Annotated in this window: 19 protein-coding genes; 10 read left to right on the top strand and 9 right to left on the bottom strand. The window is 64.9% G+C overall.

The features are described 5' to 3' along the window. Nucleotides 1-267: 267 nt before the first annotated feature. The gene (locus LQG66_RS05620) at nucleotides 268-1,023 is read left to right on the top strand and encodes a PopZ family protein (RefSeq protein ID WP_231324296.1); all 756 of its coding nucleotides are present in this window, start codon (nucleotides 268-270) and stop codon (nucleotides 1,021-1,023) included. 307 nt (nucleotides 1,024-1,330) lie between these two features. Next, nucleotides 1,331-4,198, top strand: a complete 2,868-nt coding sequence (locus LQG66_RS05615) for a valine--tRNA ligase (RefSeq protein ID WP_231324293.1) — start codon at nucleotides 1,331-1,333, stop codon at nucleotides 4,196-4,198. Between the two features lie 70 nt (nucleotides 4,199-4,268). On the opposite strand, the gene LQG66_RS05610 is transcribed toward LQG66_RS05615, so the two are convergent. Then, complete coding sequence (locus LQG66_RS05610; RefSeq protein WP_256460605.1) at nucleotides 4,269-4,904, bottom strand: DNA-3-methyladenine glycosylase; 636 nt, start codon at nucleotides 4,902-4,904, stop codon at nucleotides 4,269-4,271. A 135-nt stretch (nucleotides 4,905-5,039) separates the two neighbouring features. On the opposite strand from LQG66_RS05610, the gene lipA reads away from it, so the two are divergent. Next, a complete protein-coding gene (gene lipA / locus LQG66_RS05605) occupies nucleotides 5,040-5,999 on the top strand; it encodes a lipoyl synthase (RefSeq protein WP_231324291.1) in 960 nt (319 codons plus the stop codon). A gap of 10 nt (nucleotides 6,000-6,009) precedes the next feature. Further along, nucleotides 6,010-6,483, top strand: a complete 474-nt coding sequence (locus tag LQG66_RS05600; protein WP_231324288.1) for a type II toxin-antitoxin system RatA family toxin — start codon at nucleotides 6,010-6,012, stop codon at nucleotides 6,481-6,483. 381 nt (nucleotides 6,484-6,864) lie between these two features. Here the strand turns inward: LQG66_RS05600 and LQG66_RS05595 are convergent, their stop codons facing one another. The 4 genes from LQG66_RS05595 to LQG66_RS05580 all read right to left on the bottom strand — a co-directional run bounded on the left by LQG66_RS05595 (nucleotide 6,865) and on the right by LQG66_RS05580 (nucleotide 10,445). After that, entirely contained in the window at nucleotides 6,865-8,130 is a 1,266-nt protein-coding gene (locus LQG66_RS05595) for a methyl-accepting chemotaxis protein (RefSeq protein ID WP_231324286.1), read from the bottom strand. Between the two features lie 770 nt (nucleotides 8,131-8,900). After that, entirely contained in the window at nucleotides 8,901-9,134 is a 234-nt protein-coding gene (locus LQG66_RS05590; RefSeq protein WP_231324283.1) for a hypothetical protein, read from the bottom strand. Then, nucleotides 9,131-9,451 (bottom strand): hypothetical protein, encoded by a 321-nt coding sequence (locus LQG66_RS05585; RefSeq protein ID WP_231324281.1) that lies wholly within the window; start codon nucleotides 9,449-9,451, stop codon nucleotides 9,131-9,133. Before LQG66_RS05585 ends, LQG66_RS05590 begins: the two co-directional genes overlap by 4 nt. Before the next feature lie 22 nt (nucleotides 9,452-9,473). Next, complete coding sequence (locus LQG66_RS05580) at nucleotides 9,474-10,445, bottom strand: alpha/beta hydrolase family protein (protein WP_231324279.1); 972 nt, start codon at nucleotides 10,443-10,445, stop codon at nucleotides 9,474-9,476. A gap of 541 nt (nucleotides 10,446-10,986) precedes the next feature. Between LQG66_RS05580 and LQG66_RS05575 the strand changes: the two genes are divergently transcribed. Further along, complete coding sequence (locus LQG66_RS05575) at nucleotides 10,987-11,424, top strand: hypothetical protein (RefSeq protein ID WP_231324277.1); 438 nt, start codon at nucleotides 10,987-10,989, stop codon at nucleotides 11,422-11,424. A gap of 273 nt (nucleotides 11,425-11,697) precedes the next feature. Here the strand turns inward: LQG66_RS05575 and LQG66_RS05570 are convergent, their stop codons facing one another. From LQG66_RS05570 to LQG66_RS05555, 4 genes are all read right to left on the bottom strand, one after another. Continuing rightward, the gene (locus tag LQG66_RS05570) at nucleotides 11,698-12,759 is read right to left on the bottom strand and encodes a hypothetical protein (RefSeq protein WP_231324275.1); all 1,062 of its coding nucleotides are present in this window, start codon (nucleotides 12,757-12,759) and stop codon (nucleotides 11,698-11,700) included. 599 nt (nucleotides 12,760-13,358) lie between these two features. After that, nucleotides 13,359-13,736 carry a hypothetical protein gene (locus LQG66_RS05565; RefSeq protein ID WP_231324274.1) on the bottom strand — a complete coding sequence of 126 codons (378 nt, stop codon included), beginning with the start codon at nucleotides 13,734-13,736 and terminating at the stop codon, nucleotides 13,359-13,361. Between the two features lie 166 nt (nucleotides 13,737-13,902). Further along, the gene (locus LQG66_RS05560) at nucleotides 13,903-14,514 is read right to left on the bottom strand and encodes a CinA family protein (protein WP_231324273.1); all 612 of its coding nucleotides are present in this window, start codon (nucleotides 14,512-14,514) and stop codon (nucleotides 13,903-13,905) included. A gap of 438 nt (nucleotides 14,515-14,952) precedes the next feature. Further along, nucleotides 14,953-16,134 carry a bifunctional 2-C-methyl-D-erythritol 4-phosphate cytidylyltransferase/2-C-methyl-D-erythritol 2,4-cyclodiphosphate synthase gene (locus LQG66_RS05555; RefSeq protein ID WP_231324272.1) on the bottom strand — a complete coding sequence of 394 codons (1,182 nt, stop codon included), beginning with the start codon at nucleotides 16,132-16,134 and terminating at the stop codon, nucleotides 14,953-14,955. A 463-nt stretch (nucleotides 16,135-16,597) separates the two neighbouring features. On the opposite strand from LQG66_RS05555, the gene dusB reads away from it, so the two are divergent. The 5 genes from dusB (at nucleotide 16,598) to LQG66_RS05530 (ending at nucleotide 22,878) form a co-directional block, all read left to right on the top strand. After that, nucleotides 16,598-17,551 carry a tRNA dihydrouridine synthase DusB gene (gene dusB, locus LQG66_RS05550; protein WP_231327700.1) on the top strand — a complete coding sequence of 318 codons (954 nt, stop codon included), beginning with the start codon at nucleotides 16,598-16,600 and terminating at the stop codon, nucleotides 17,549-17,551. Continuing rightward, entirely contained in the window at nucleotides 17,548-18,735 is a 1,188-nt protein-coding gene (locus tag LQG66_RS05545; RefSeq protein WP_231324271.1) for a two-component system sensor histidine kinase NtrB, read from the top strand. Before dusB ends, LQG66_RS05545 begins: the two co-directional genes overlap by 4 nt. A gap of 9 nt (nucleotides 18,736-18,744) precedes the next feature. Continuing rightward, entirely contained in the window at nucleotides 18,745-20,187 is a 1,443-nt protein-coding gene (gene ntrC, locus LQG66_RS05540; protein ID WP_231324270.1) for a nitrogen regulation protein NR(I), read from the top strand. Between the two features lie 445 nt (nucleotides 20,188-20,632). Beyond that, the gene (locus tag LQG66_RS05535) at nucleotides 20,633-21,952 is read left to right on the top strand and encodes an MFS transporter (protein ID WP_231324269.1); all 1,320 of its coding nucleotides are present in this window, start codon (nucleotides 20,633-20,635) and stop codon (nucleotides 21,950-21,952) included. Beyond that, a complete protein-coding gene (locus LQG66_RS05530; protein WP_231324268.1) occupies nucleotides 21,949-22,878 on the top strand; it encodes an amidohydrolase family protein in 930 nt (309 codons plus the stop codon). Before LQG66_RS05535 ends, LQG66_RS05530 begins: the two co-directional genes overlap by 4 nt. Nucleotides 22,879-22,891: the final 13 nt, after the last annotated feature.

Below are 22,891 nucleotides of genomic sequence, written 5' to 3'. Positions count from 1 at the left end.
CACCTGCTTGGCGGCTGGCGTTGCTTGCATTCTTGTTGCCATGACATAGCCTCAAAATGGCCGCGGAACGATTCGCAGTGCGTCGGATGTTGTTCTAAGAATAGTCTCCGATCTGGTCAGTATCGTTCCGTTGTTTTGTATCGATCAGGCCTCGTCTGGAGACAAAGTCGGCATGTCCGAAGAGAAGTCCGAGCCGCTTGGATCCGGCACCCGGGGCAGTTGCGCTGAGACGACGCGTGCGGTGGCGTCGCTGATTTGGAGTCGGAAATGACGCAGCCTGCGAAGGTCCAAGAACCCTCCATGGAGGAGATTCTGGCATCGATCCGGCGCATCATTGCCGATGACGAGGGCAAGCCGCCGGTAGCCGAGAAGGCTGCGGCTCCCGAACCGGTCAAGGCAGAGAAGCCCGCGGCTGCTCCGCCGGCGCCGAAGCCGGTCATGAACGACATTCCTCCGTCCAAGATTGCTGCGGCTCCTGCGAAGCCGGCGCCACCGCCTCCCGCGCCACCGCCACCGGCCGCAGCGGCCGCCAGCAACAACCAGGACGACATCGACGCATTGCTGGCGGGTTTGGATGAAACGACTCCAGCCGCAGAGATTCGACCGGTCCAACCGGAGCCTGATCCCGAACCTGAAGTACTCGAGTTGACGGACGACATGGCAGTGGCACCACCGACCCCCGCTCCAAGCCCGGCCGCGGCATCCTTCCGCAAGGTGGAGCCGCAGGACGACATCGAGTTCATCGAGTCCGGGCGGCTCAACCAGAGGTCTTCGAGCTTCGAGACCTCGTTCGAGCCGGCGCCGCCGAAGCAACCGATCCTGGCGCCGACCACGGTCAACGCCGTCGAATCGGCTTTCAATGCGCTCGCCAACACCGTGTTGAGCAACAACGCCCGGACGCTCGAGGATCTGGTCAAGGAGATGCTCCGTCCGATGCTCAAATCGTGGCTGGACGACAATCTGCCGGCTCTGGTCGAGCGGATCGTCAAGGCCGAGATCGAGCGGGTCTCCCGCGGCCGCTGATTCCCGTCGGCTTGGTCGGGCCAGCCGGACGGACTCGGAACAGGGCTCCCGGCGTTCCAGACGCCATCAATGTTGGCCGCGACAGTTGACTTGCCCCGCCGCGGCGGCTTTCTAGCCCTGTCAGGCTGATGCCCGCCGGGGCGGATCGCGGAGTGCTCTCCGAAAGCGCGGTCAGCGACCTGGGAATCAGCCCAAAAGAGCCCAAGCACCAACAGCTTGCGCGAGCTTTTTCAGGTCGCGACGAAAGACCGGGACGAGTTCGCAACATCCCGAATTGGAAAGCGGCCCCGTGCCCGCTGGAAATGCCATGATCGAGAAGAATTATCAGCCCGCCGACCTCGAAGGTCGCATGTCCCTGATCTGGGAGGATGCCCGGGCGTTCTCCGCCGGCCGTCCCGACCGCCGCGAGGCCGATCCCTTCACCATCGTGATCCCGCCACCGAACGTGACCGGATCGCTGCACATGGGGCACGCGCTCAACAACACGCTGCAGGACATCCTGTGCCGGTTCGAACGCATGCGCGGCCGCGACGTGCTATGGCAGCCCGGCACGGACCACGCCGGCATCGCCACCCAGATGGTGGTCGAGCGCCAGCTGATGGAGCGCCAGCAGCCCGGCCGCCGCGAGATGGGACGCGAGAAGTTCCTCGCGCGCGTCTGGCAATGGAAGGACGAGAGCGGCGGCACCATCATCAACCAGCTGAAGCGGCTCGGCGCCTCCTGCGACTGGGGCCGCGAGCGCTTCACCATGGACGAGGGCCTGTCCAAGGCCGTCGTGAAGGTGTTCGTCGAGCTGCACCGCGCCGGCCTGATCTACAAGGACAAGCGGCTCGTCAATTGGGACCCGAAGCTGCTGACGGCGATCTCCGATCTCGAGGTCCAGCAGATCGAGGTCAAGGGCAATCTCTGGTATCTGCGCTATCCGATCGAGGGCAGGACCTTCAGTCCCGAGGACCCGGCGAGCTTCATCGTGGTCGCGACCACGCGCCCCGAAACCATGCTCGGCGACAGCGCGGTCGCGGTGCATCCCGACGATGAGCGCTATCAGCACCTCGTCGGCAAGCGCGTGATCCTGCCGCTGGTCGGCCGCGAGATTCCGATCGTCGCCGACACCTATTCCGATCCGGAGAAGGGCACCGGCGCGGTCAAGATCACCCCGGCGCACGACTTCAACGATTTCGAGGTCGGCCGCCGCCACGGCCTGCCGCAGATCAGCATCCTTGACCGCGAAGGCTGCGTCGCGCTGGCCGACAACGAGGACTATCTGCGCGGCCTTCCCGAAGGCTCGGAGGAGTTCGCCCGTGAGTTCCACGGCGTCGAGCGCTTCGCTGCGCGCAAGAAGATCCTGGAGCGGCTGGAGGCCTTCGGCTTCCTCGAGCGCGTCGAGCCGAACACGCACATGGTGCCGCATGGCGACCGTTCCGGCGTCGTGATCGAGCCGTATCTCACCGACCAGTGGTATGTCGACGCCAAGACCCTTGCGCAGCCCGCGATCGCAGCGGTCAGGTCGGGTGCGACGACATTCGTGCCGCGCAACTGGGAGAAGACCTATTTCGACTGGATGGAGAACATCCAGCCGTGGTGCATCTCGCGCCAGCTGTGGTGGGGCCATCAGATCCCGGCCTGGTACGGCCCCGACGGCAAGGTGTTCGTCGCCGAGACGGAGGAGGAGGCCGTCGGCCACGCCATAGGCTACTACGTCGAGCAGGAGGTCATCACGGCGGAGCAGGGCCGCGAGATGGCGCTCGACCGCAACAAGCGCGCCGGCTTCATCACCCGCGATGAAGACGTCCTCGACACCTGGTTCTCCTCGGCGCTGTGGCCGTTCTCGACGCTCGGCTGGCCTGATGATGCGCCGGAGGTGAAGCGCTACTATCCGACCAACGTGCTGGTCACCGGCTTCGACATCATCTTCTTCTGGGTCGCCCGCATGATGATGATGGGCATCCACTTCATGAAGGAGGTGCCGTTCTCGACCGTCTACATCCACGCGCTCGTCCGTGACGAGAAGGGCGCCAAGATGTCGAAGTCGAAGGGCAACGTCATTGATCCCTTGGCCTTGATCGACGAGCACGGCGCCGACGCGCTGCGCTTCACGCTGGCTGCCATGGCCGCGCAGGGCCGCGACATCAAGCTGTCCACCCAGCGCGTCGACGGCTACCGCAAGTTCGCCAACAAGCTCTGGAACGCCAGCCGCTTCGCCGAGATGAACGGCTGCGCGGTGCCGGAGGGCTTTGATCCGGCCGCCGCCAAGGAGACGCTGAACCGCTGGATCGCGCACGAGGCGGCCGCCGCGACGCGCGAGGTCACCGAGGCGCTCGAGGCCTATCGCTTCAACGACGCGGCCAACGCGATCTACCGCTTCGTCTGGGACGTCTATTGCGACTGGTATGTCGAGCTGTCCAAGCCGACGCTGTTGGGCGAGGACGGCCCGGCCAAGGCCGAGACCCGCGCCATGGTCGCCTGGGCGCGCGACGAGATCCTCAAGCTGCTGCATCCCTTCATGCCCTTCATCACCGAGGCGCTGTGGGAGACGACCGCCAAGCGCGACAGCCTGCTGACCTTGTCGCCCTGGCCGCATCGCACCGACGCGCCGACCGTCGCAGAGATCGCCGCGCTGTCAGCGGCAAGCTTCGGCGATCCGCTGGTGCCGCCGCTGCTGATCTCGTTCGATGCCGCCAGCTTCAAGGACGAGGCGGCCGAGGCCGAGATCGGCTGGGTGGTCGATCTCATGAGCTCGATCCGTTCTGTCAGGGCCGAGATGAACATCCCGCCGTCGACCCTGATCCCGCTGGTCCTCGTCGGCGCCTCGGCCGAGACCAAGGCGCGTGCCCCGCGCTGGCTCGAGGCCATCAAGCGCATGGCCCGGGTCGCCGACATCTCCTTCGCCGACACCGCGCCTGAAAGCTCCGCCCAGCTCGTCGTGCGCGGTGAGGTGGCCGCGCTGCCGCTCAAGGGCGTCGTCGATCTCGCTGCCGAACGCACCCGCCTGGCCAAGGAGATCGCCAAGGCCGAGGCCGACATCGAGCGCGTCGACAAGAAGCTCGGCAACGAGAAGTTCGTCGCCAACGCGCCCGAGGAGCTCGTCGAGGAGGAGAAGGAGAAGCGCGACGCGGCGCTGGCCCGCAAGGCCAAGTTCCAGGACGCGCTCGCCCGGCTGCAGGGCGTGGGGTAATTCGCACTCTCTCGTCATTGCGAGCGAAGCGAAGCAATCCAGAGCTCCCGCGCAGCCCTGGATCGCTTCGCTACGCTCGCGATGACGGAGCAAACGGCTTGCTCAGGTATCGCGAACCCTTCAGCCCGTAGCGCCAGGGCAGCTCGACTGCCTTGGTGATGCCGATGCGCACGCCTTCCACCACCTCGACCGCGCCGCTCCGCGCGAACAGCTCGATCGGCGTGCCGTCCAGCGCCATGCCGTTGTGGGCGATCGTGATGCCCATCGCCTCCGTCAGCTTACCCGGCCCGGAGCACAGCGCACGGACGTCCTCCAGCCTGCGCCGCCGCCGCATCTCGTCCACGCCCAAGGTCGGCTCGATCGCCCGGATCAGCACCGCGCTCGCCGATCCCTCCGCCTCGCAGACGAAATTCACGCACCAGTGAATGCCGTAGGAACGGTAGACATAGGCAAAGCCGGGCGGCCCGAACATCACCTGGTTCCGCGGCGTTGGCCCCCGGAACGAATGCGCCGCCGGCTCGGTGTGGTGATACGCCTCGACCTCGACGATGATCCCGCCGACACCGTCGACCAGGAAGGTGGCGCCGATCAGGTCCGGCGCCACTTCGAGCACGGGGCGGCCGAAGAACGCCCGCGTCAGCCGCTGGCCTGCGCCCGGGCGCCGGGGCCGTGAAACTGCGGGAGCTCGTGCGGGTTTTTGCGCCATTTTGAGGGGATTCAGTCGGAACGAGCGCCCGTGGGCGCTGCCCATATCTGCCATGCCCTGATAGACTCGGCCAGCCGGTTGCGGTGCGCCGCGGCACGGAATAGCTAGGGCTCAGCAGAAACTGCAAGAATCCCCATGGTCACCATCGTCGACACGCTCTCGAACACGCCGCTGCGCCCCCGCCATCCCGAGAAGGCGAATCGGCCGGATTCCATCTCGCCGGCAAAGCCTGCCTGGATCCGGGTCAAGGCGCCGACGACGCGCGGCTATGCCGACACCCGCAACATCGTGCGCGAGAACGGCCTGGTCACCGTGTGCGAGGAGGCCGGCTGCCCCAACATCGGCGAGTGCTGGGACAAGAAGCACGCCACCTTCATGATCATGGGCGACACCTGCACGCGGGCCTGCGCCTTCTGCAACGTCAAGACCGGCCTGCCGGCCGCGCTCGACGCCGGCGAGCCCGAGCATGTCGCGGAGGCCACCTTCAAGCTCGGCCTGGCCCATGTCGTCGTCACCTCGGTCGATCGCGACGATCTCGCCGACGGCGGCGCCGCCCACATCGCGGCGACCATCCGCGCCATCCGTGCCAAATGCCCGACCACGACGATCGAGGTGCTGACCCCCGACTTCCTGCGCAAGGACGGCGCGCTGGAGCAGGTGGTCGCGGCCAAGCCGGACGTCTTCAACCACAATCTCGAGACCGTGCCGTCGCACTATCTGTCGGTCCGTCCCGGTGCCCGCTATTTCCACTCGATCCGGCTGCTGCAGCGGGTCAAGGAGATCGATCCCACCATCTTCACCAAGTCCGGCATCATGGTCGGCCTCGGCGAGCAGCGCCACGAGGTGCTGCAGGTGATGGACGATCTGCGCTCGGCCGAGGTCGATTTCCTCACCATCGGCCAATATCTGCAGCCGACCAGGAAGCACCACGCGGTGATGAGCTACGTCACGCCGGAGGAGTTTTCCGGCTACGAGACCGTCGCCTACACCAAGGGGTTCCTGATGGTGTCCGCGAGCCCGCTGACGCGCTCCTCGCACCACGCCGGCGAGGATTTCGCCAAGCTGAAGGCCGCGCGCGACGCCATCGCGCGCTGATCGAGACGAGATGCAGAGATTTTCCAACAAGCGCCGCGTGTCGCACTCGGCTGACCAGATGTTCGACCTCGTCGCCGATGTCGAGCGCTACCCGGAGTTCGTGCCGCTGTGCCAGTCGCTGGTGGTGCGCCAGCGCAGCCAGAAGCCCGACGGGCTTGAGGTGATCGTCGTCGACATGACGGTGTCGTTCAAGCTGGTCAAGGAGACCTTCACCAGCCGCGTCACGCTCGATCGCGCCGGCCGCAAGATCCTGGTCGAATATGTCAGCGGGCCATTCTCGAGCCTGGAGAACCGTTGGGGCTTCGAGCCGCGCGAGCAGGGCGCCTGCGAGGTGTCGTTCTTCATCGCCTATGAGTTCAGGAGCCGCGTGCTGGCGATGCTGATGGGCTCGATGTTCGATACCGTGTTCGCGCGCATGTCGGCGGCGTTCGAGAAGCGGGCCGATGCAATCTACGGCCGCAAGCCCGCGGTATCGTCGACGTAAGGCGTTCTTGCTTTTTGTCGTCCCGGCCAACGGTGGGCCAAAGCTGTCGCTTTATCCTCAGCTGTCATCCCCGCGAAAGCGGGATCCATACCCACAGGAGACCGTGTGGTGGCACGCCCGTGGTTCCGAGCTCCTCTCGCAACGTCCGCCGCGGCGTATGGATCCCGGGTCGGCGCCTCGACGACGCTTACGCGCCGTCCAGGCTTGCCCGGGACGACAGCGGTGGGTGGGGATGCCGCCCCATCTCCTCGCTGCCGCCTCTCGACCGCGAGGCCGGGCGAGTGTTGCGTTTCCTATCCACGTCTTCAAACAGCTGCTCCGGGAGCTGAGCTCACGGAGCCGTCCTGATCGCCAACGTCTGCCGCGGAGGCGATTGAAAAACTACGCCGCCTGCACGGCGGTCAGAAAATCCTTCACCTTGCCGCGCAGCGCGTCGGCGTGCTTGGCGAGCTGGCCGGCGGCGCCCAGCATCTGCCGCGCAGCGCCGCCCGCGGAATCGACGGTCTGGCTGACGGCGCCGATGTTGGTGGCGACCTCGCGGGTGCCGCTCGCGGCCTGGCTGACCGAGCGGGCGATCTCCTGCGTGGCGTGGCCCTGCTGATCGACCGCGGTCGCGATGGTCTTGGCGATGTCGCTGATCTGGCCGATGGTGCCGCCGATGCCTTGGATCGCGGCGACGGTATCACTGGTGGCGCGCTGCATCGCGCTGATATGGGCTGATATCTCCTCGGTCGCCTTGGCGGTCTGGCTCGACAGGCTCTTGACCTCCGATGCGACCACGGCGAAGCCGCGGCCGGCGTCGCCGGCACGCGCCGCCTCGATGGTCGCATTGAGCGCCAGCAGGTTGGTCTGGCTCGCGATCGCGTTGATCATGTCGGTCACCGCGCCGATCTTGGCGGCGGCATCGGCCAGGCTGTTGACCAGGTCGTTGGTGCGCGCAGACGCCTCGACCGCTTCGCCGGCGATCGTCGAGGAGGTCGCGACCTGACGGTTGATCTCGCTGACCGAGCTCGACAGCTCCTCGGTCGCGCCGGCCACCGCCTGCACGTTGGAGGAGGCGGAGTTCGACGCTGCCGCCACCGTCGCCACGCGTTGCGCGGCCTGGTCCGCCGTCGTCGTCAGCGAGGCCGCGGTGGTCTCCACCTCGCGCGAGGCGCCGGAGATCGCATTGGCGATTGCGCCGACCGTGGTCTCGAAATCCTTGGCGAGCCGGTCCAGCGCGCGCTTCTTCTCCTCGCGGGCCGCCAGAATGTCGGAGATGTCCCGGCGATAGCTCAGCAGCACCGGCTCACCGTCGATCTTCGCAGGCACCAGCGTGACCTGAACCGGCGTCTGCGAGCCGTCGGCACGGCGCGTGACCCATTCGAAGCTGGTATGGCCGTCGCGGGTCGCCTTGGCGTTGTTCTCCTTGGCGACGTCGGCGGAGCGGCGCCCGTCCGGCTGGAATTCGGGTGCAATGTCGGCCGGGGAGCGTGACAGCAGATCGGATTTGTTGCGGAAGCCGCCGAACCGGACGGCCGCCTCGTTGCAGGCGATGATCTTGCCGTTGGACAGCACCAGAATGGAATCGCGGCTGCGTTCGAAGATCTCGTTCAGCAATAGATCGTGCTTTTGCTGTGCTGCAGTCTTGCCGGAGAAGAAAGCCATGCGTCCGAATCCACCGTCAGAGAACAATGTCCGAGAGCTAGCAGGACAAAATTAACCAAAACCTTTCGGTTTGCGGTCGCGGTCCGTAATTGTTCGGCGCCTGATCTGGACGATCATCGACATGCCCATGCGGCCGCATCTCCCGCGGCGACGATGCGCCCGGGTCATGAAAGACGCCCACCCTCTCAAACGACGAGGGCGCAGGGAATGCCGGGAGCTGGCCGCCCCCATGGCCCCCGTGCGTAAAAGAGTGCACGGGGCAGGAACCACAGGTGCCGCCGAGACATCCCGGCATTCCCTGCGCGATGGTCTTCACGCTTATACGCAGTCTCCCCGGGGACCGGGCTTGATTGCCCCCGTGACCGGCGGATCATCATCACCACCGGCGTGACACCAGCATCGGGGTGTCAGGACGCTGCGACTTCACGTCCGCCAACTGCCGTTCGTCCGCACGTCATGAGACGTGCTGCGGCATGTCCGCGGCCATCGCTCCCCACCTCGCGTGTCGTGACGATCGCGATACGCCCCTCGTACCGAGGCGGGATGAGGAGAGACAATCACGAATTCGGCAAAAGCGAAAGTGAATTATTTCTGCCTCCAGGACTGGACAGCGAGTCGGGTGTTGAAAGCGCTGGCGAAATTCGTGTTTTGGCGCCGGCTGGTTGGATGCGGTTTCGGTACGCGCGAGGCACTCGGATCGCCATTGCTGCGCGCTTATTCGACCTGATTTGCCCGACGAGCACGGCTGGTAGATGTTCGGTGTCCGGCGCCTAGCGGAGAAGAAGGCCGAGCCAGAACAGCAACAACAGGATCAGAACCAGAGGCCACAACAGGATCAATGCAAAATTGAGCTCTGCGGCCACGAGGAAGTCCACGGGCGTATGCGATCGGCTGAAGCCCCCATTATCGTAGATGTTCCAGAGCATCCAAAGACCGAACGCAATGACGCCGATGACATAGATGCCGAGCGTCACCTTCTTCCATCGTGCCGAGAAGCGGATCATGGGGCAGAGCGAAGGCCGAGGTCGCCAACGCAATCCAGACAGAAGACGGTCCGGCCTGCCAGGCGATCATAGGCGGCCTCGTACAATTGCCAACGTCCATCGTCGACGTCGATGGCTTCCTCGATCGGCATTTCTGTCAGGCTGGCGAAGCGATCGAAGCCCAGCTCATCGAAGCAGGCGTCGCAAACAAAGAGATGACCCAGAATGGTCAGGCGATGTCCGGTCGGCGCCATCCGTTGCTCGATCTGCTGCGCGACATGTCCGCAGGTTTCGATGATCGCGGCTCGGCCGTGCGTCTGGCAGATGATGAGGCCCATTTTCTGTCAACATTGCGCGCGGCTACTTGCTCAGCAGCTTGTCGGAGAAGAACCTGACGACCTCGGCGTCAAACTGCCGGTGGAACGTCGCGCGATCGAAATCTGTGGGCGTATCGGCACAGATCCGCGGCACGGCGGCGGCAAGCTCCGCGGAGCAGGGCGCGAGGAAGGCGAAATGCGCGGCAGGTACGGTGTGGACCTCGGGGCTGCCCGGAAGGCTCGCGGTGACGCGTGCCGTGCCTTCCGGATCGACGCCATTGCCGCCGAGCTCCGAGCGCCAGACCTGGAGGGGAATCTTGATGCTCGCAAGATTAGCCTTCGTGAACCCGACCGTGTGTGCGGCGTCGGCCAGCACGGCCGCCTTGATCCTCGCGTCATGCGGCCAGCTTCGGGGAAACTCGCCATTGCGGACCTGTTCGCAGAACGGGTTCTGTTGCGTGCAATATTGAGCGACCCTTTGAAAGTCCGGGTCGACGCCGGCGAGAACGGTTCCAGTGTAGCCGCCGCGCGAAAAGCCGAAGAAGCCGATCCGGTCGGGATCGATCGCCGCTCTGCCTGTCCAATCATCCACCATGAAATCGATCAGATACATGATGTCCTGCGGCCGTGAGAGCCAGACCGACAGGCTGTCGCGCTGCGCCAGGTCACCGACACTGTCGCCGGGATGGTTGATCGCCGCGACGATGAATCCGGCGTCCGCCAGCGCTTCCGCAACGTCATGGTTGCCACCGATCCAGCCGCCGCGGCCGTGGGACATGACGATCAAGGGCAGCTTCGTGCCCTTGATTGGACAATTCTTGACCCCGGGCAGTGTCTCCAGCCCTGGGATCGCGAGGCTTCCAACCGGCACGCTCCCGGCGTCTGCTGCGCACGGCGTCCAGATGATGCCGTGGAGGCCATGATCGGCCTCCAAGAACTGGAGGCCCGCGGCGTGGGCGGAGGAGGTCAGGAGTAGCAGGGGCAGAGCGAGAGTAGCGAGTGTCCGGGGCAGCAAGCGCGACCTCCTCAAGATGAGATCCAAAACAGCACGTCCACGTGAACGTTGTGTAGCTCCACCGCCAGTGGCAGCACCTCAACAACAGACGGAGGATGGACGATCACTTCGGCCGTCACAAGATCTGTCTCGACTGCTTCCTCTCGGTTCATCGCCAGTTCGCAAACGCCAATGACAAAATGAATTGATCCCGCCTTCGAGTTGCGCCAAGTCGAAGTCCGTCAGCAAGATCAAATGATGCGGTGTTGCTATGACTGGCGGGGCACGAGCAGTCGACGGTTGGATGGATTCAGAAGAGATTGCATCTTGGCCGCCTCTCGGGCCTAAGCCGAGCGCCACGAGTTCGTGGCCGACGCCGAGGTCTGCGCCATCTGGGGCCAGCCCGAAACCTCTTGTGCGGTAAAGCGGCCTCCATCGCGTCAAGTCGTTGTGGCAGAAGATGCAGCGGGATTGTGTCGCCGGCTGCTCAGGAGAGCGATTCACGATGAGGCGATTCGGATTTGCAATTGGTCTCTTCTTACTCGGACTATTGACGGGGATCGTGACCTGGCGCTTCGCGATGGCGCATCCTGCGAACGAGGATGTGGCGGCTCGATTCAAGATGAAGCGTGACGGCTTCGAACGGCTACGCGCCATGCTTCTCGAGGACGAGAAGGTCGGACAAGTTGCGCCGTGGGGCGTTCGGACGATGTCGCATGGCTTGCCCCAGCAACCGCCAACCCCTGAGATTTCGCTGGAGCGGTACCGCCTCTATCGATTGATCCTTTCAGATCTTGGAGCGCTCGGTGTGACCCGCTCGGATGGTCTCGGGCCAAGCATATGTATTCTGGTCTGGGCCTCAGGGTGGGCAGGTGACGCAATTCACGTCGCGGTCTGCCGCTTCGAGGGCGATACATCGCCGTTCGCGTCGGATCGATCAGCCAGATACAGCTATTTCTCGCTGGGTGATCATTGGTACGGGATGCGGGACGATATGTAGGCATGTCATTCAATAACGTCGCCCCGCGCATCGATGTCCGCGCTTGGCGCAACGGGACCGCTTGTCGAACGAGTCAAGACCGCCTCCGCGGGGCGCGCCGCCTAGCGCGGAAGAGAGCCGAGCCATCGTGGCGAGAAGCGGATCATGGGGCAGAGCGAAGGCCGAGGTCGCGAACGCAATTCAGACAGAACACGGCTCGGGCTCGGCGATCATGGACGGCCTCGTACATTTGCCAACGTCCATCGTCGCCGTTTGCCAACGAGGCGATGTCCGCTACGTCTGTTCGTTCGCAGTGTCGCCGGGATCGCCGATCACGGCTACGACGAGGTCGGCATTGGTCGTCGGCGGCTCTTCGACGTCAAGGAGGCCCAAAATCTCGGCCGATTCGTAGACCCGTACCGCCTCACGGACACGCTCCTTATGCAGGGTGAGGAGAATCCGATGGCGGAACAGACACAACACGAAACTTGCTGATAGCGGCAAGAGCAAGGCTGACAGGTCGTCGTTGGGCGGGCGCCACGCCCGTGTCATCATGAGGACATAAAGCACAATCAGGAAAAAAAGAATGAGCAACCATACTTGCGTCGCCACATAGAACGTCGATGCGAGAAGTCTATTTTGCGCTTCGAGCTGAATGATCGAACGGTACACGCTGGGAGAACTGATCTCTATCCGCGTCTTGATCGCGTTGAAATTGTCCAAATCCATGCCGTGCTGTCTTTGTACCCTTCTGTGGGCTTGTGCATATCTGTAGAACTCATGTTCATCGGGGGAGCTGGGCTCCCACCTGATATGCCGCGCGATGTTGGGAAGTCCTATTCGCTTGAGGTAGTCCCGCAGGTCGTCATAAGGAAATTCCACAAGCGGCATATCCTTAACTGAGATGCCGAACGCGAAGCGTGGACTGTCGAATAATTTGAATTGTAGATAGGCACATAGTTGTTCAAGTGTCCAAAAACTGGTTGGTGGCTGTCGCGCCTTGCGAGGACGTGTGACAGGACTGTGGTGACGCGGGTTTGAAAATGCGTCCACGGTCTCCGCATAGTAGTAGCTCGCAGTGTCCGCCCATGCGACGGATCGTTTCGAATACGTGATGCCGATCAGATAGGCGACGACGAGTGCCAGAACATCGCCCAACGTGGTGGTCGATTGGTCGTGTAATCCCTGGATCGCACCACAGATGGCGTGGTAGTGGGTTCCCCAGGTGCAGTACAATATGTCTATAGGGTAGAGAATTCCGACATAGATTCCGACCAGCAGCAGCACGCCCGGAAGCAGTGAACCAAAAAAATCGACTGTGAAGGCTTGGACAAAGGACACAAGATTTTCACTCACGAGCGTCCGTCCATGGTTAGAGTCGCTTGAAATCGCGCTGCGACGTTCAGGAAGGTTGGCGACGATGGGAGGCACTACTCCGGCACGCCGCTTTCACGTTCAGCCAGAGGGTTTCCCAAAAGATGCAACTAGAGGTTGATCTAAATCAAACTGCCACGAAATAGCGAAAAACCGATACGCGCGCTGACCACTCCCGCCAAGCCGTTATCTCCTCGCTTGGAGAAAACAATCCCGGCGGGATCGATCGAAGCTCTGTCCTTCCAGAACCTCGAGCACGACATCATGCAGGTGCGCGATGTCCGCAGGCCGAGAGCACCGGACCGACCGGGCATCACGTTGTGACAAATCGTCGGGATGATTGATTGCCGCGACGATGAGTGCCGACCGTACAGCCTGCGAGGCTTAATGACCGACCGCGGAACGGACACTCCATTGGCAGATCACTTCGCGGGGCAGAGGGTCTGTCGTGCCGACCATCTTTGAGTTCACGACTGGCTCGCTACGCCGACGACAAGATTACTTGATCAAGCCTTCGAGGTTCTGCGGCTACTCCCAGCCGATGAACAGGATCGATTGGCGCGGCGCTCATGGTCGCCGTTTCATCGTCTGAACGGATTGACCTCGTACAGTTTTTGGGCGTCGAGCAGGGCATGCCGTTCGTTCGCGGTCAATCGACCCGCGTCGGGGTCCTTGGACGTGCGGCAGCGTCGATCGTAGCCAAGCAAGGCATCGCGGATGTCGTCCGGAAGCGGCGCGACCGAGTCGATCGTGCAGACTGCGCCGTCGGCTTCAAAAGGAATGCTCACGCCGCTCCTTCGGTCGAAGCGGAAGATTTCCTGGGTCGTCAGCGCCCGTGCCGTAAAGGTGCTGTCGTCCCGCGCCGTCACGATACAAATACGGACGGCGTCGTTCGAAAACGCCGCATGGAAGAGATCGTCGACCGTCAGGTCGGAGACGGATGCCTTGCGCTCTTTCATTGTTGAATCGCTGGTACGTTCATCTGATTGAAATCTACCGCTCCATCCACGTCATTGCGAGGCGCCGTTGCGCCGAAGCAATCCAGAGTCTTGAAGCGGGAAAGGTCCTGGATCGCGTCGCTGCGCTCGCGATGACGGTGCGGCGAGAGCGGCGCTTCACTTCCGACTACGTCCGCGGCCGCCGTGGCCGCTTCACCGGATGCAGCCTTGGCGCCCGCGCGACGCGCGGGCGGAGCCGCGTCGCGGCGGCGCGCTTCGGCTTGGCGGCGACCTGGGGGCGGGCCAGCTCCATCAGCAGGCGCAGGGCTTCCAGCACGGAGCGGTTGCGGACGGCGCTGCGGCCGATGGCACCGAAGCGATGCTCGCGGTGGGTGATGCGGCCGTCGCGGGCGGCGACGGCGAAATACACCAGGCCGACCGGCTTGCCGGGCGTGGCGCCGCCGGGGCCGGCGATGCCGGTGATGGCCACCGCGAGATCGACGTCGGCGCGCTCCAGCGCGCCGACCGCCATCTGGATCGCGGTCTCCTTGGAGACGGCGCCGAAGGTCTGCAAGGTCGAGGCCTCGACCCCGAGCATGGCGCGCTTGGCCTCGTTGGAATAGGTGACGAAGCCGCGGTCGATGACATCGGAGGAGCCGGGGATGTCGGTGAGTGCGGCCGCGACCAGGCCGCCGGTGCAGGACTCCGCGGTCGCGATCATCAGCTTGCGCGACCGGCAGAGATCAAGCAGCGAGCGGGCCAGCGCACTGGTGGAGCCGATTTGTCGTTCGCTCGCCATCTGCCGCGTTTCCTCGTAACCGAGAGCAACCTCAGAATTCAACACACCGAAGCGGATGACGTTCGATGGACTCGACGCGCCGCCGCGGTTTTTCACCTCTCCCCGCTCTGGTCCGCCGTAGCTCGAAGAGCGAAGCCGGATGCGAGGTCGCGACGAGCTTCGCTCGCGCTGGAAGCTGGGATTGCATCGCAAGATGCAATTCGGGTGAGGGGGGGTACAGGTCTCACCAAGCACACCACCCGTGCGGCTGCCCCTCACCCCAACCCTCTCTCCGTAAGAACGGGGAGAGGGAGCGCGCCGCGGTTGCGGCGAGAATTCGACTCCAACTTCCGGAATGCTGAGAGTTCAACTCCAAACTTCAACGGACGTGTCAAGCTCGTCGGCCGATGAGGATGGTCGGCGTTCTCTGCCGCGTCAGCTCAACCTCGTCTCATCATGCTACGCGCTCCACGGCAGCCGGATGGTCGCGCTCGCGGTCGCCGCGATGCCTTCCTCGCGGCCGGTGAAGCCGAGCCGCTCGCTGGTGGTCGCCTTCACCGCGATGCGCGAGATGTCGACGCCGGAGATCTCGGCGATGCGGGCGCGCATCTGGTCGCGCAAGGGACCGATCTTCGGCCGCTCGCAGATCATCGTCACTTCGAGATTGGCGATGCGGCCGCCGCGCGCGGTGACGCGCTCGATGGCGTATTTCAGGAACTGGTCGGACGCGGCGCCCTTCCACTTCATGTCGGACGGCGGAAAGTGCGAGCCGATATCGCCATCGGCCAGGGCGCCTAAAATTGCGTCAACCAGAGCGTGCAAACCGACGTCGCCGTCGGAGTGCGCCAAAAACCCCCTGCTATGCGGCACACGCAGGCCGCACAGCCAGACGTGGTCCCCCTCGCCGAACGCGTGGACGTCGTAGCCGGTGCCAGTTCGGATGTCGCCGAGCTCGGCTGCGAGCCGCGCCTCCTCGCGCACGAAATCTTCGGGGGTGGTGAGCTTCATGTTGGCAACATCGCCCTCAAAGGTCGCGACGGTCAATCCCGCCCATTCGGCAATCGCCGCATCATCTGTGAACTCGGTGAGACCCTCGCGCGCGGCGCGCCGATGCGCCTCCAGGATCACCTCGAACTTGAAGGTCTGCGGCGTCTGCGCGATGCGTAAGCGCGCGCGCTCCGGCGTCGCGGTGATGTCGCCGCCCGCCGTGACCTCCTTGATCGTGTCGGTGACGGGCACGACGGGAATCGCTGCGCCGGTCTTGCCGACTGCTTGAATCGCGCGCGAGATCACGGCCGGCGTCACGAAGGCGCGCGCGGCGTCGTGGATCAGTACGATGTCCGGCCTTTGCGGAACCAGCGCTTCCAGGCCCGCCAGCACCGAGGCCTGACGGGTCGCGCCGCCATGCGCGGGGGCCTCGTGACGCAGGCCGCTGACGGCCGCATTGAAGACGTCGATGTCATCTGGGTTCACCACCGGCTGCACGACGGCGACCTCGGGATGATCCGCGAAGGCCGCGAGCGCGCGATGGATGACGGTGCGGCCGCCGATCGTTCGGTATTGCTTCGGACCGCCGGCGCCGGCGCGCAGGCCGCGTCCGGCCGCGACGAGAATGGCTGCAGTCCGCTGAGAAGTCGTCATGGGAACAGGTTATCGATGCTGATGAGAGAGGTGGGGTTCGCGGTTTCTTACATCTGCAGAGATTGTTAAGCGAGCGCGATCACACAGCGGGCATGAGGCCCGTGCGAGCGCCTCGCATTCGGGGAACGCGGCAGCGCGGGCCCTGGTCGCGACAGAGCCAAGCGCGACCGCCGCGTGGCCCATGGGATCGGCCGAGCCATGCAAAAATCCGGCGGCTGCGGGGTTTACCATGACTGCCGAACAAGCATATTTTGCTGCACTGCACTTGAAATGCTGTTGGTTTTGGCTAAAGTGTAGGCATGGCGCTTGACTGCCCAAGAATTGTGCTCAAGACTGAGCGGGCAGGCGCAAATGATGCGTCCGATGAGCTGATGAGTCGTCTGTGACCGGTCCGGCCAATATACCCGCCAAAGTGTTGAAGATAGGCGACGTTTCGCTCGCCAACCGGGTTCTCCTCGCGCCGATGTCGGGCATTACCGACGCGCCGTTCCGTCGACTCGCGGCCGAGCTCGGCGCCGGGCTGGTCGTCTCCGAGATGACCGCCAGCGACGATCTCGTCAGGGGCCGCTGGATGTCGCGTTTGCGCTGCGAAGCCAGCGGCATCGGGCCGCATGTCGTCCAGCTCGCCGGCTGCGAAGCGCATTGGATGGCCGAGGGCGCCAAGGTCGCCGAGGATGGCGGCGCCGACATCATCGACATCAACATGGGCTGCCCGGCGCGCCACGTCACCGGCGGCCAGTCCGGCTCGGCCTTGATGCGCGATCTCGACCATGCGCTGAGCCTGATCGAGGCGACGGTCGAGGCGGTCGACGTGCCCGTGACCCTGAAGATGCGGCTCGGCTGGGACGAGCATTCGAAGAATGCGCCGGAACTGGCGCGCCGCGCCGAGGCCGCCGGCGTGCAGCTGGTCACCGTGCATGGCCGCACAAGGCAGCAGTTCTACAAGGGCGAAGCCGACTGGGCCGCGGTACGCGCGGTCAAGGATGCGGTCGCGTTGCCCGTCGTCGTCAATGGCGACATCACGACTTACGAGGACGCACGCGGAGCGCTCGACGCCTCCGGTGCTGACGCCGTCATGATCGGGCGCGGCGCGCAAGGCGCCCCCTGGCTTCCCGGGCAGATCGGCCGCCGTCTCGACGGCGGCGCGGAGGAGGGCGCGCCGGAGCTCTCGCGGCAGCTCAGCTTGCTCACGACGCTTTACGATGAGATCTGCCGCCACTACGGCGAGCGTGTCGGCCTGCGCCACGCCCGCAAACATCTCGGCTGGGGGCTCGACGTGGCCGCCCGGCATGCCCAAGCGCCGGCCGAAAAACTAAGGGCATGGCGTGAAAATATCCTGACGTCCGAGCAGCCATCTTTGGTGCATCGGGCGCTGTCCGATGCCTTTGACGATTTTGCCTGGAGTGCAGCCGCATGAGCCCAGCCGCAGAACAGCGCAAGCGACTTCCTTCGGATGGCGACGCCATCCTCAACGCGTTGCCGAATCCGGTCCTGGTGATCGGCCCGGACGGCATGGTCATGGACGCCAACATGGCGGCCGAATCGTTCTTCGATTCCTCGACCCAGTTCCTGCAGCGGCAATCGCTGAAGAAGCTGGTGCCGTTCGGCAGCCCGTTGCTGGCGCTGATCGACCAGGTCCGCACCACCAGCGCCCCGGTCAACGAGTACAAGGTCGATCTCGGCACGCCGCGCACCGGTGCAGACCGCCTCGTCGACCTGCATGTGGCGCCGCTGCCGGAGCGGCCCGGCCACATCGTGGTGATGCTGCAGGAGCGCACCATCGCCGACAAGATGGACCGCCAGCTCACCCATCGCAGCGCCGCGCGCTCGGTGATCGCGCTGGCCGCGATGCTGGCGCACGAGATCAAGAACCCGCTGTCGGGCATCCGCGGCGCGGCACAGCTGCTGGAGCAGCAGGCCTCCTCCGAGGACCGCATGCTGACGCGGCTGATCTGCGACGAGGCCGACCGCATCGTGACGCTGGTCGACCGCATGGAGGTGTTCGGCGACGACCGCCCGGTGGCGCGCGGGCCCGTCAACATCCACTCCGTGCTCGATCACGTGAAGCGGCTGGCGCAGTCGGGCTTCGCCCGCAACATCCGCTTCGTCGAGGACTACGATCCGTCGCTGCCGCCGGTGCTCGCCAACCAGGACCAGCTGATCCAGGTGTTTCTGAACCTGGTCAAGAATGCCGCCGAGGCGGTGGTCGACCTCGGCTCGGATGCCGAGATCCAGCTCACCACCGCGTTCCGCCCGGGCGTGCGGCTGTCGGTGCCCGGCAAGAAGTCACGGGTGTCGCTGCCGCTGGAGTTCTGCGTCAAGGACAATGGCCCCGGCGTACCGGAAGACCTGATGCCCAATCTGTTCGATCCGTTCGTGACCACCAAGCCGACCGGAAGCGGCCTCGGACTTGCATTGGTTGCGAAGATCATCGGCGACCATGGCGGGATCATCGAGTGCGAATCGCAGCCGCGCAAGACGACCTTCCGGGTGTTGATGCCGATGTACAGCCCAACCAGACACCCAGACCACAGCCCAGACAAGAGCCATGGCGATGACGTTTCGGGGACGCCGTTGCATGCCGCACAGGGATCAAGATGAGGACCACCTATGCCTGCAGGTAGCATTCTCGTTGCCGACGACGATACGGCCATCCGCACGGTCCTGAACCAGGCGCTGTCACGCGCCGGCTACGAAGTGCGGCTGACCGGCAATGCCGCCACGCTGTGGCGCTGGGTGAGCCAGGGCGAGGGCGATCTCGTCATCACCGACGTGGTGATGCCCGACGAGAACGCGTTCGACCTGCTGCCGCGGATCAAGAAGATGCGGCCGAACCTGCCCGTGATCGTGATGAGCGCGCAGAACACCTTCATGACCGCGATCCGCGCCTCCGAGCGCGGCGCTTACGAATATCTGCCAAAGCCGTTCGACCTGAAGGAGCTGATCGCGATCGTCGGCCGCGCATTGGCCGAGCCGAAGGAGCGGGCGGCGAGCCAGCCCGACGACAGCGAGTTCGAATCGATCCCGCTGGTCGGCCGCTCGCCGGCGATGCAGGAGATCTACCGCGTGCTGGCGCGTCTGATGCAGACCGACCTCACCGTGATGATCTCCGGCGAGAGCGGCACCGGCAAGGAGCTGGTGGCGCGCGCGCTGCACGATTATGGCAAGCGCCGCAACGGCCCGTTCGTCGCGGTCAACATGGCGGCGATCCCGCGTGACCTGATCGAATCGGAGCTGTTCGGCCATGAGCGCGGCGCCTTCACCGGCGCCAACACCCGCGCCTCCGGCCGCTTCGAGCAGGCCGAGGGCGGCACCCTGTTCCTGGACGAAATCGGCGACATGCCGATGGAGGCGCAGACGCGGCTGTTACGCGTGCTGCAGCAGGGCGAATACACCACGGTCGGCGGCCGCACCCCGATCAAGACCGACGTGCGCATCGTCGCGGCCTCCAACAAGGATTTGCGCATCCTGATCCAGCAGGGCCTGTTCCGTGAGGACCTGTTCTTCCGCCTCAACGTCGTGCCGCTGCGGCTGCCGCCGTTGCGCGAGCGGATCGAGGACCTGCCGGACCTGGTCCGCCACTTCTTCGCGCTGGCCGAGAAGGACGGGCTGCCGCCGAAGAAGCTCGACACGGCCGCGCTGGAGCGGCTCAAGCAGCACCGCTGGCCGGGCAACGTCCGTGAGCTGGAAAACCTCGCCCGCCGCCTCGCCGCGCTGTATCCGCAGGACGTGATCACGGCCTCGGTGATCGACGGCGAGCTGGCGCCGCCGGCGGTGACCACCGGCTCCAATGCGCCGACCTCGATCGACAATCTCGGTGGCGCGGTCGAGGCCTATCTGTCCTCGCACTTCCAGGGGTTCCCGAACGGCGTGCCGCCGCCGGGCCTGTATCACCGCATCCTCAAGGAGATCGAGATCCCGCTGCTGACGGCTGCGCTGGCCGCGACCCGCGGCAACCAGATCCGCGCCGCCGACCTGCTCGGCCTCAACCGCAACACCCTGCGCAAGAAGATTCGCGACCTCGACATCCAGGTCTATCGCAGCGGCGGCTAGCCTGCCGACGGGTTCCCCCGGCTGTCTGCCGGGGGACACCCGCGGGCTGCGGGCGCGAAAAGATGTCGCGACGAAGCGTACATGTCGTCGACGACGGGCGTTCGCCAGAACGGCGCCAGCGTCCGCGCCGGCTGCGCGGCATGGCGGCCCCTTCAGCTGCTTCGATTGCTGACCTCCTGTCCGCTTGAGGCGGGACACCTTCCGCGGCTGCCGTCAGAACCTCGGCCTGCGGCCATTCACCCGTGACATATCGATGCTGCCGGTTCCAAGCCGGCGTGCGCTTCGCGCCCGTCCATGTGCGGGTTCGGCTCCGCTCGACCGTCGGGCGCGGTGGTCGACGATGCGTCAATTCTAAAATGAAACGTCGTTGCATAAATTTCGTTCGCCAAATATGGTGCTGCCGAACAGGCCGAAAGAGGCCGAAGACGTGCCAGGGAGGAACGGAATGGAGAGCGAGGCCGCGCCCGCGGCGCCGGCGGTCGACATCACGCCAACAATGACGAAGGTGATGCGGCGCATCATCCCGTTCATCTTCGCCTGCTACGTCGTCAGCTATCTCGACCGCATCAATGTCGGCTTCGCCGGCCTGCAGATGAATCGCGATCTCGGCTTGACGCCGTCGCAGTTCGGCTGGGGCGCGGGCTTGTTCTTCCTCGGCTATTTCCTGTGTGAAATTCCGAGCAATCTGATGATGCAGCGGGTCGGTGCGCGGCTGTGGATCGCGCGCATCATGATCAGCTGGGGTCTGCTGTCGACCTTCACCTGCCTGGTCACCGGGCCGACGAGCTTCTCGGTGATGCGGCTGCTGCTCGGAATGGCGGAAGCGGGCTTCACGCCGGGCGTCTATTTGTATTTCACCTACTGGTTTCCCGGTGCCTGGCGTGGCCGGGCGACCGCGGCTTTCCTGGTCGGCATTCCCGTGGCCAACATGATCGGCTCGCCGATTTCCGGTGCCCTGCTGACGATGGACGGTTTCGGCGGACTGGCCGGCTGGCAATGGTTGCTGATCATCGAGGGCCTCCCGGCGGTGCTGCTCGGCGTCGCCTGCCTGTTCGTGCTGTCGGACGGACCGGCCGACGCCAAATGGCTCGATGAGAACGAACGTCGCGACCTCGGCGCGCAATTGTCCGCAGAGCAGGCGACGCTAGCCGCACGTCACGGCAACACGCTGCGCGACGCCTTCGCCAATCCGAAGGTGTTCGTGCTGGCGCTGGTCAATTTCTGCGGCATCTGCGGCTCGCTCGGCGTCGGCCTGTGGCTGCCGCAGATCGTGCGCGGCTTCGGCGTGAGCTACGTCGCCGTCGGCTTCATTTCTGCGGCGCCTTACGCGCTGGGCGCCATCTGCATGTTGCTGTGGGCTCGCCTCGCCAACCGGGCCCGGCACCGACTCTGGTTCGTCTGCGGCGCGCTCGCCACCGCCGGCGTCGCGCTGTCGGTCAGCGCGAGCTTCAGCGCACCGCTGACGGCGATGCTGGCATTGACCGTCACGGTGGTCGGCATCCTGTCGTTTCAGGCGACCTATTGGGCGATCCCGTCAGGCTTCCTCACCGGCCGCGCCGCCGCCGCCGGTCTCGCGCTGATCGTGTCGATCGGCAATCTCGGCGGCTTCGTAGGGCCCTACATGATCGGCTATCTCCGGGAATCGACGAAGAGCTTCTCGACGCCGCTCTACGTCCTCTCGGCGATCCTGCTGGTTGGCGCGACCGTGATGTTCCTGCTCGGCGACCCCGCCGGTGACAAGCCCGCCCTTAAGGAGGCCGCATGATCAGCCGTCGTAGCCTATTGGCCGCCAGCGCAATCGTCCTGGCAGGTGGCAGGACCGCGGCAGCAGACTCCGTCCCGAACTCCGCAGGCACGGAGGCACCCAAGCTGAAAGCGCCGGCCAATGCCTGCGACAGCCATCACCATATCTACGATGCGCGGTTTTCCGTCTCGCCGCATTGGCGCGGCGGGCGGCCCGATGGCGCCACCGTCGCCGACTATCGCCTGCTGCAGAAGCGGTTGGGCGTTACGCGCCACGTGATCGTGCAGCCCTCGACCTATGGCGTCGACAACAGGTGTTTGCTCGATGCGCTCGAACAGTTCGGGGACGAGGCACGCGGCATCGTCGTCATCGACGAGACGACCAGCGACGATGAGCTGAAGCGGATGGACGGGCTCGGCGTGCGCGGTGTCCGCGTCAATTTCCTGACGCCGCAGTCCTGGGGCGTGACGACGGCCGAGCGTCTGGTGCAGACCGCCAAGCGGATCGCCCCGCTCGGATGGCACGTTCAGGTGCTGATGTCGGGTGACCAGATCGCCCAGCACGAGGCGGTGCTTGCGGGTCTTCCCGTGACGGTCGTATTCGATCACCTCGGGCGCATTCCGCAACCCGCAGGGCTTGCTCATCCCGGCGCCCAGGCGATGCTACGTGTGGTCAACAAAGGCGGCGGCTGGATCAAGCTGTCGGAGCCTTATGCCGACACCAAAATCGGTCCGCCGGACTATCCGGACACGAGCGCAGTTGCGCGCGCCTGTGTCCTGGCCGCGCCGGACCGCGTCATCTGGGGCAGCGACTGGCCGCATCCGACCGAAAAGGACAAGCCGGACGACGCCGTGCTGTTCGACCTATTGTCCGATTGGGCGCCGGATCCCGCGGTCCGCGAGAAGATACTCGTCACCAATCCGGCGAAGCTGTTCGGCTTCGCCTGACGGCGCGGAGGGT

The organism is Bradyrhizobium ontarionense (genome assembly GCF_021088345.1).
Taxonomy (GTDB): domain Bacteria; phylum Pseudomonadota; class Alphaproteobacteria; order Rhizobiales; family Xanthobacteraceae; genus Bradyrhizobium; species Bradyrhizobium ontarionense.
Note: the sequence above shows the minus strand (reverse complement) of the source record. Positions and strands in the feature narration are given on the sequence as shown.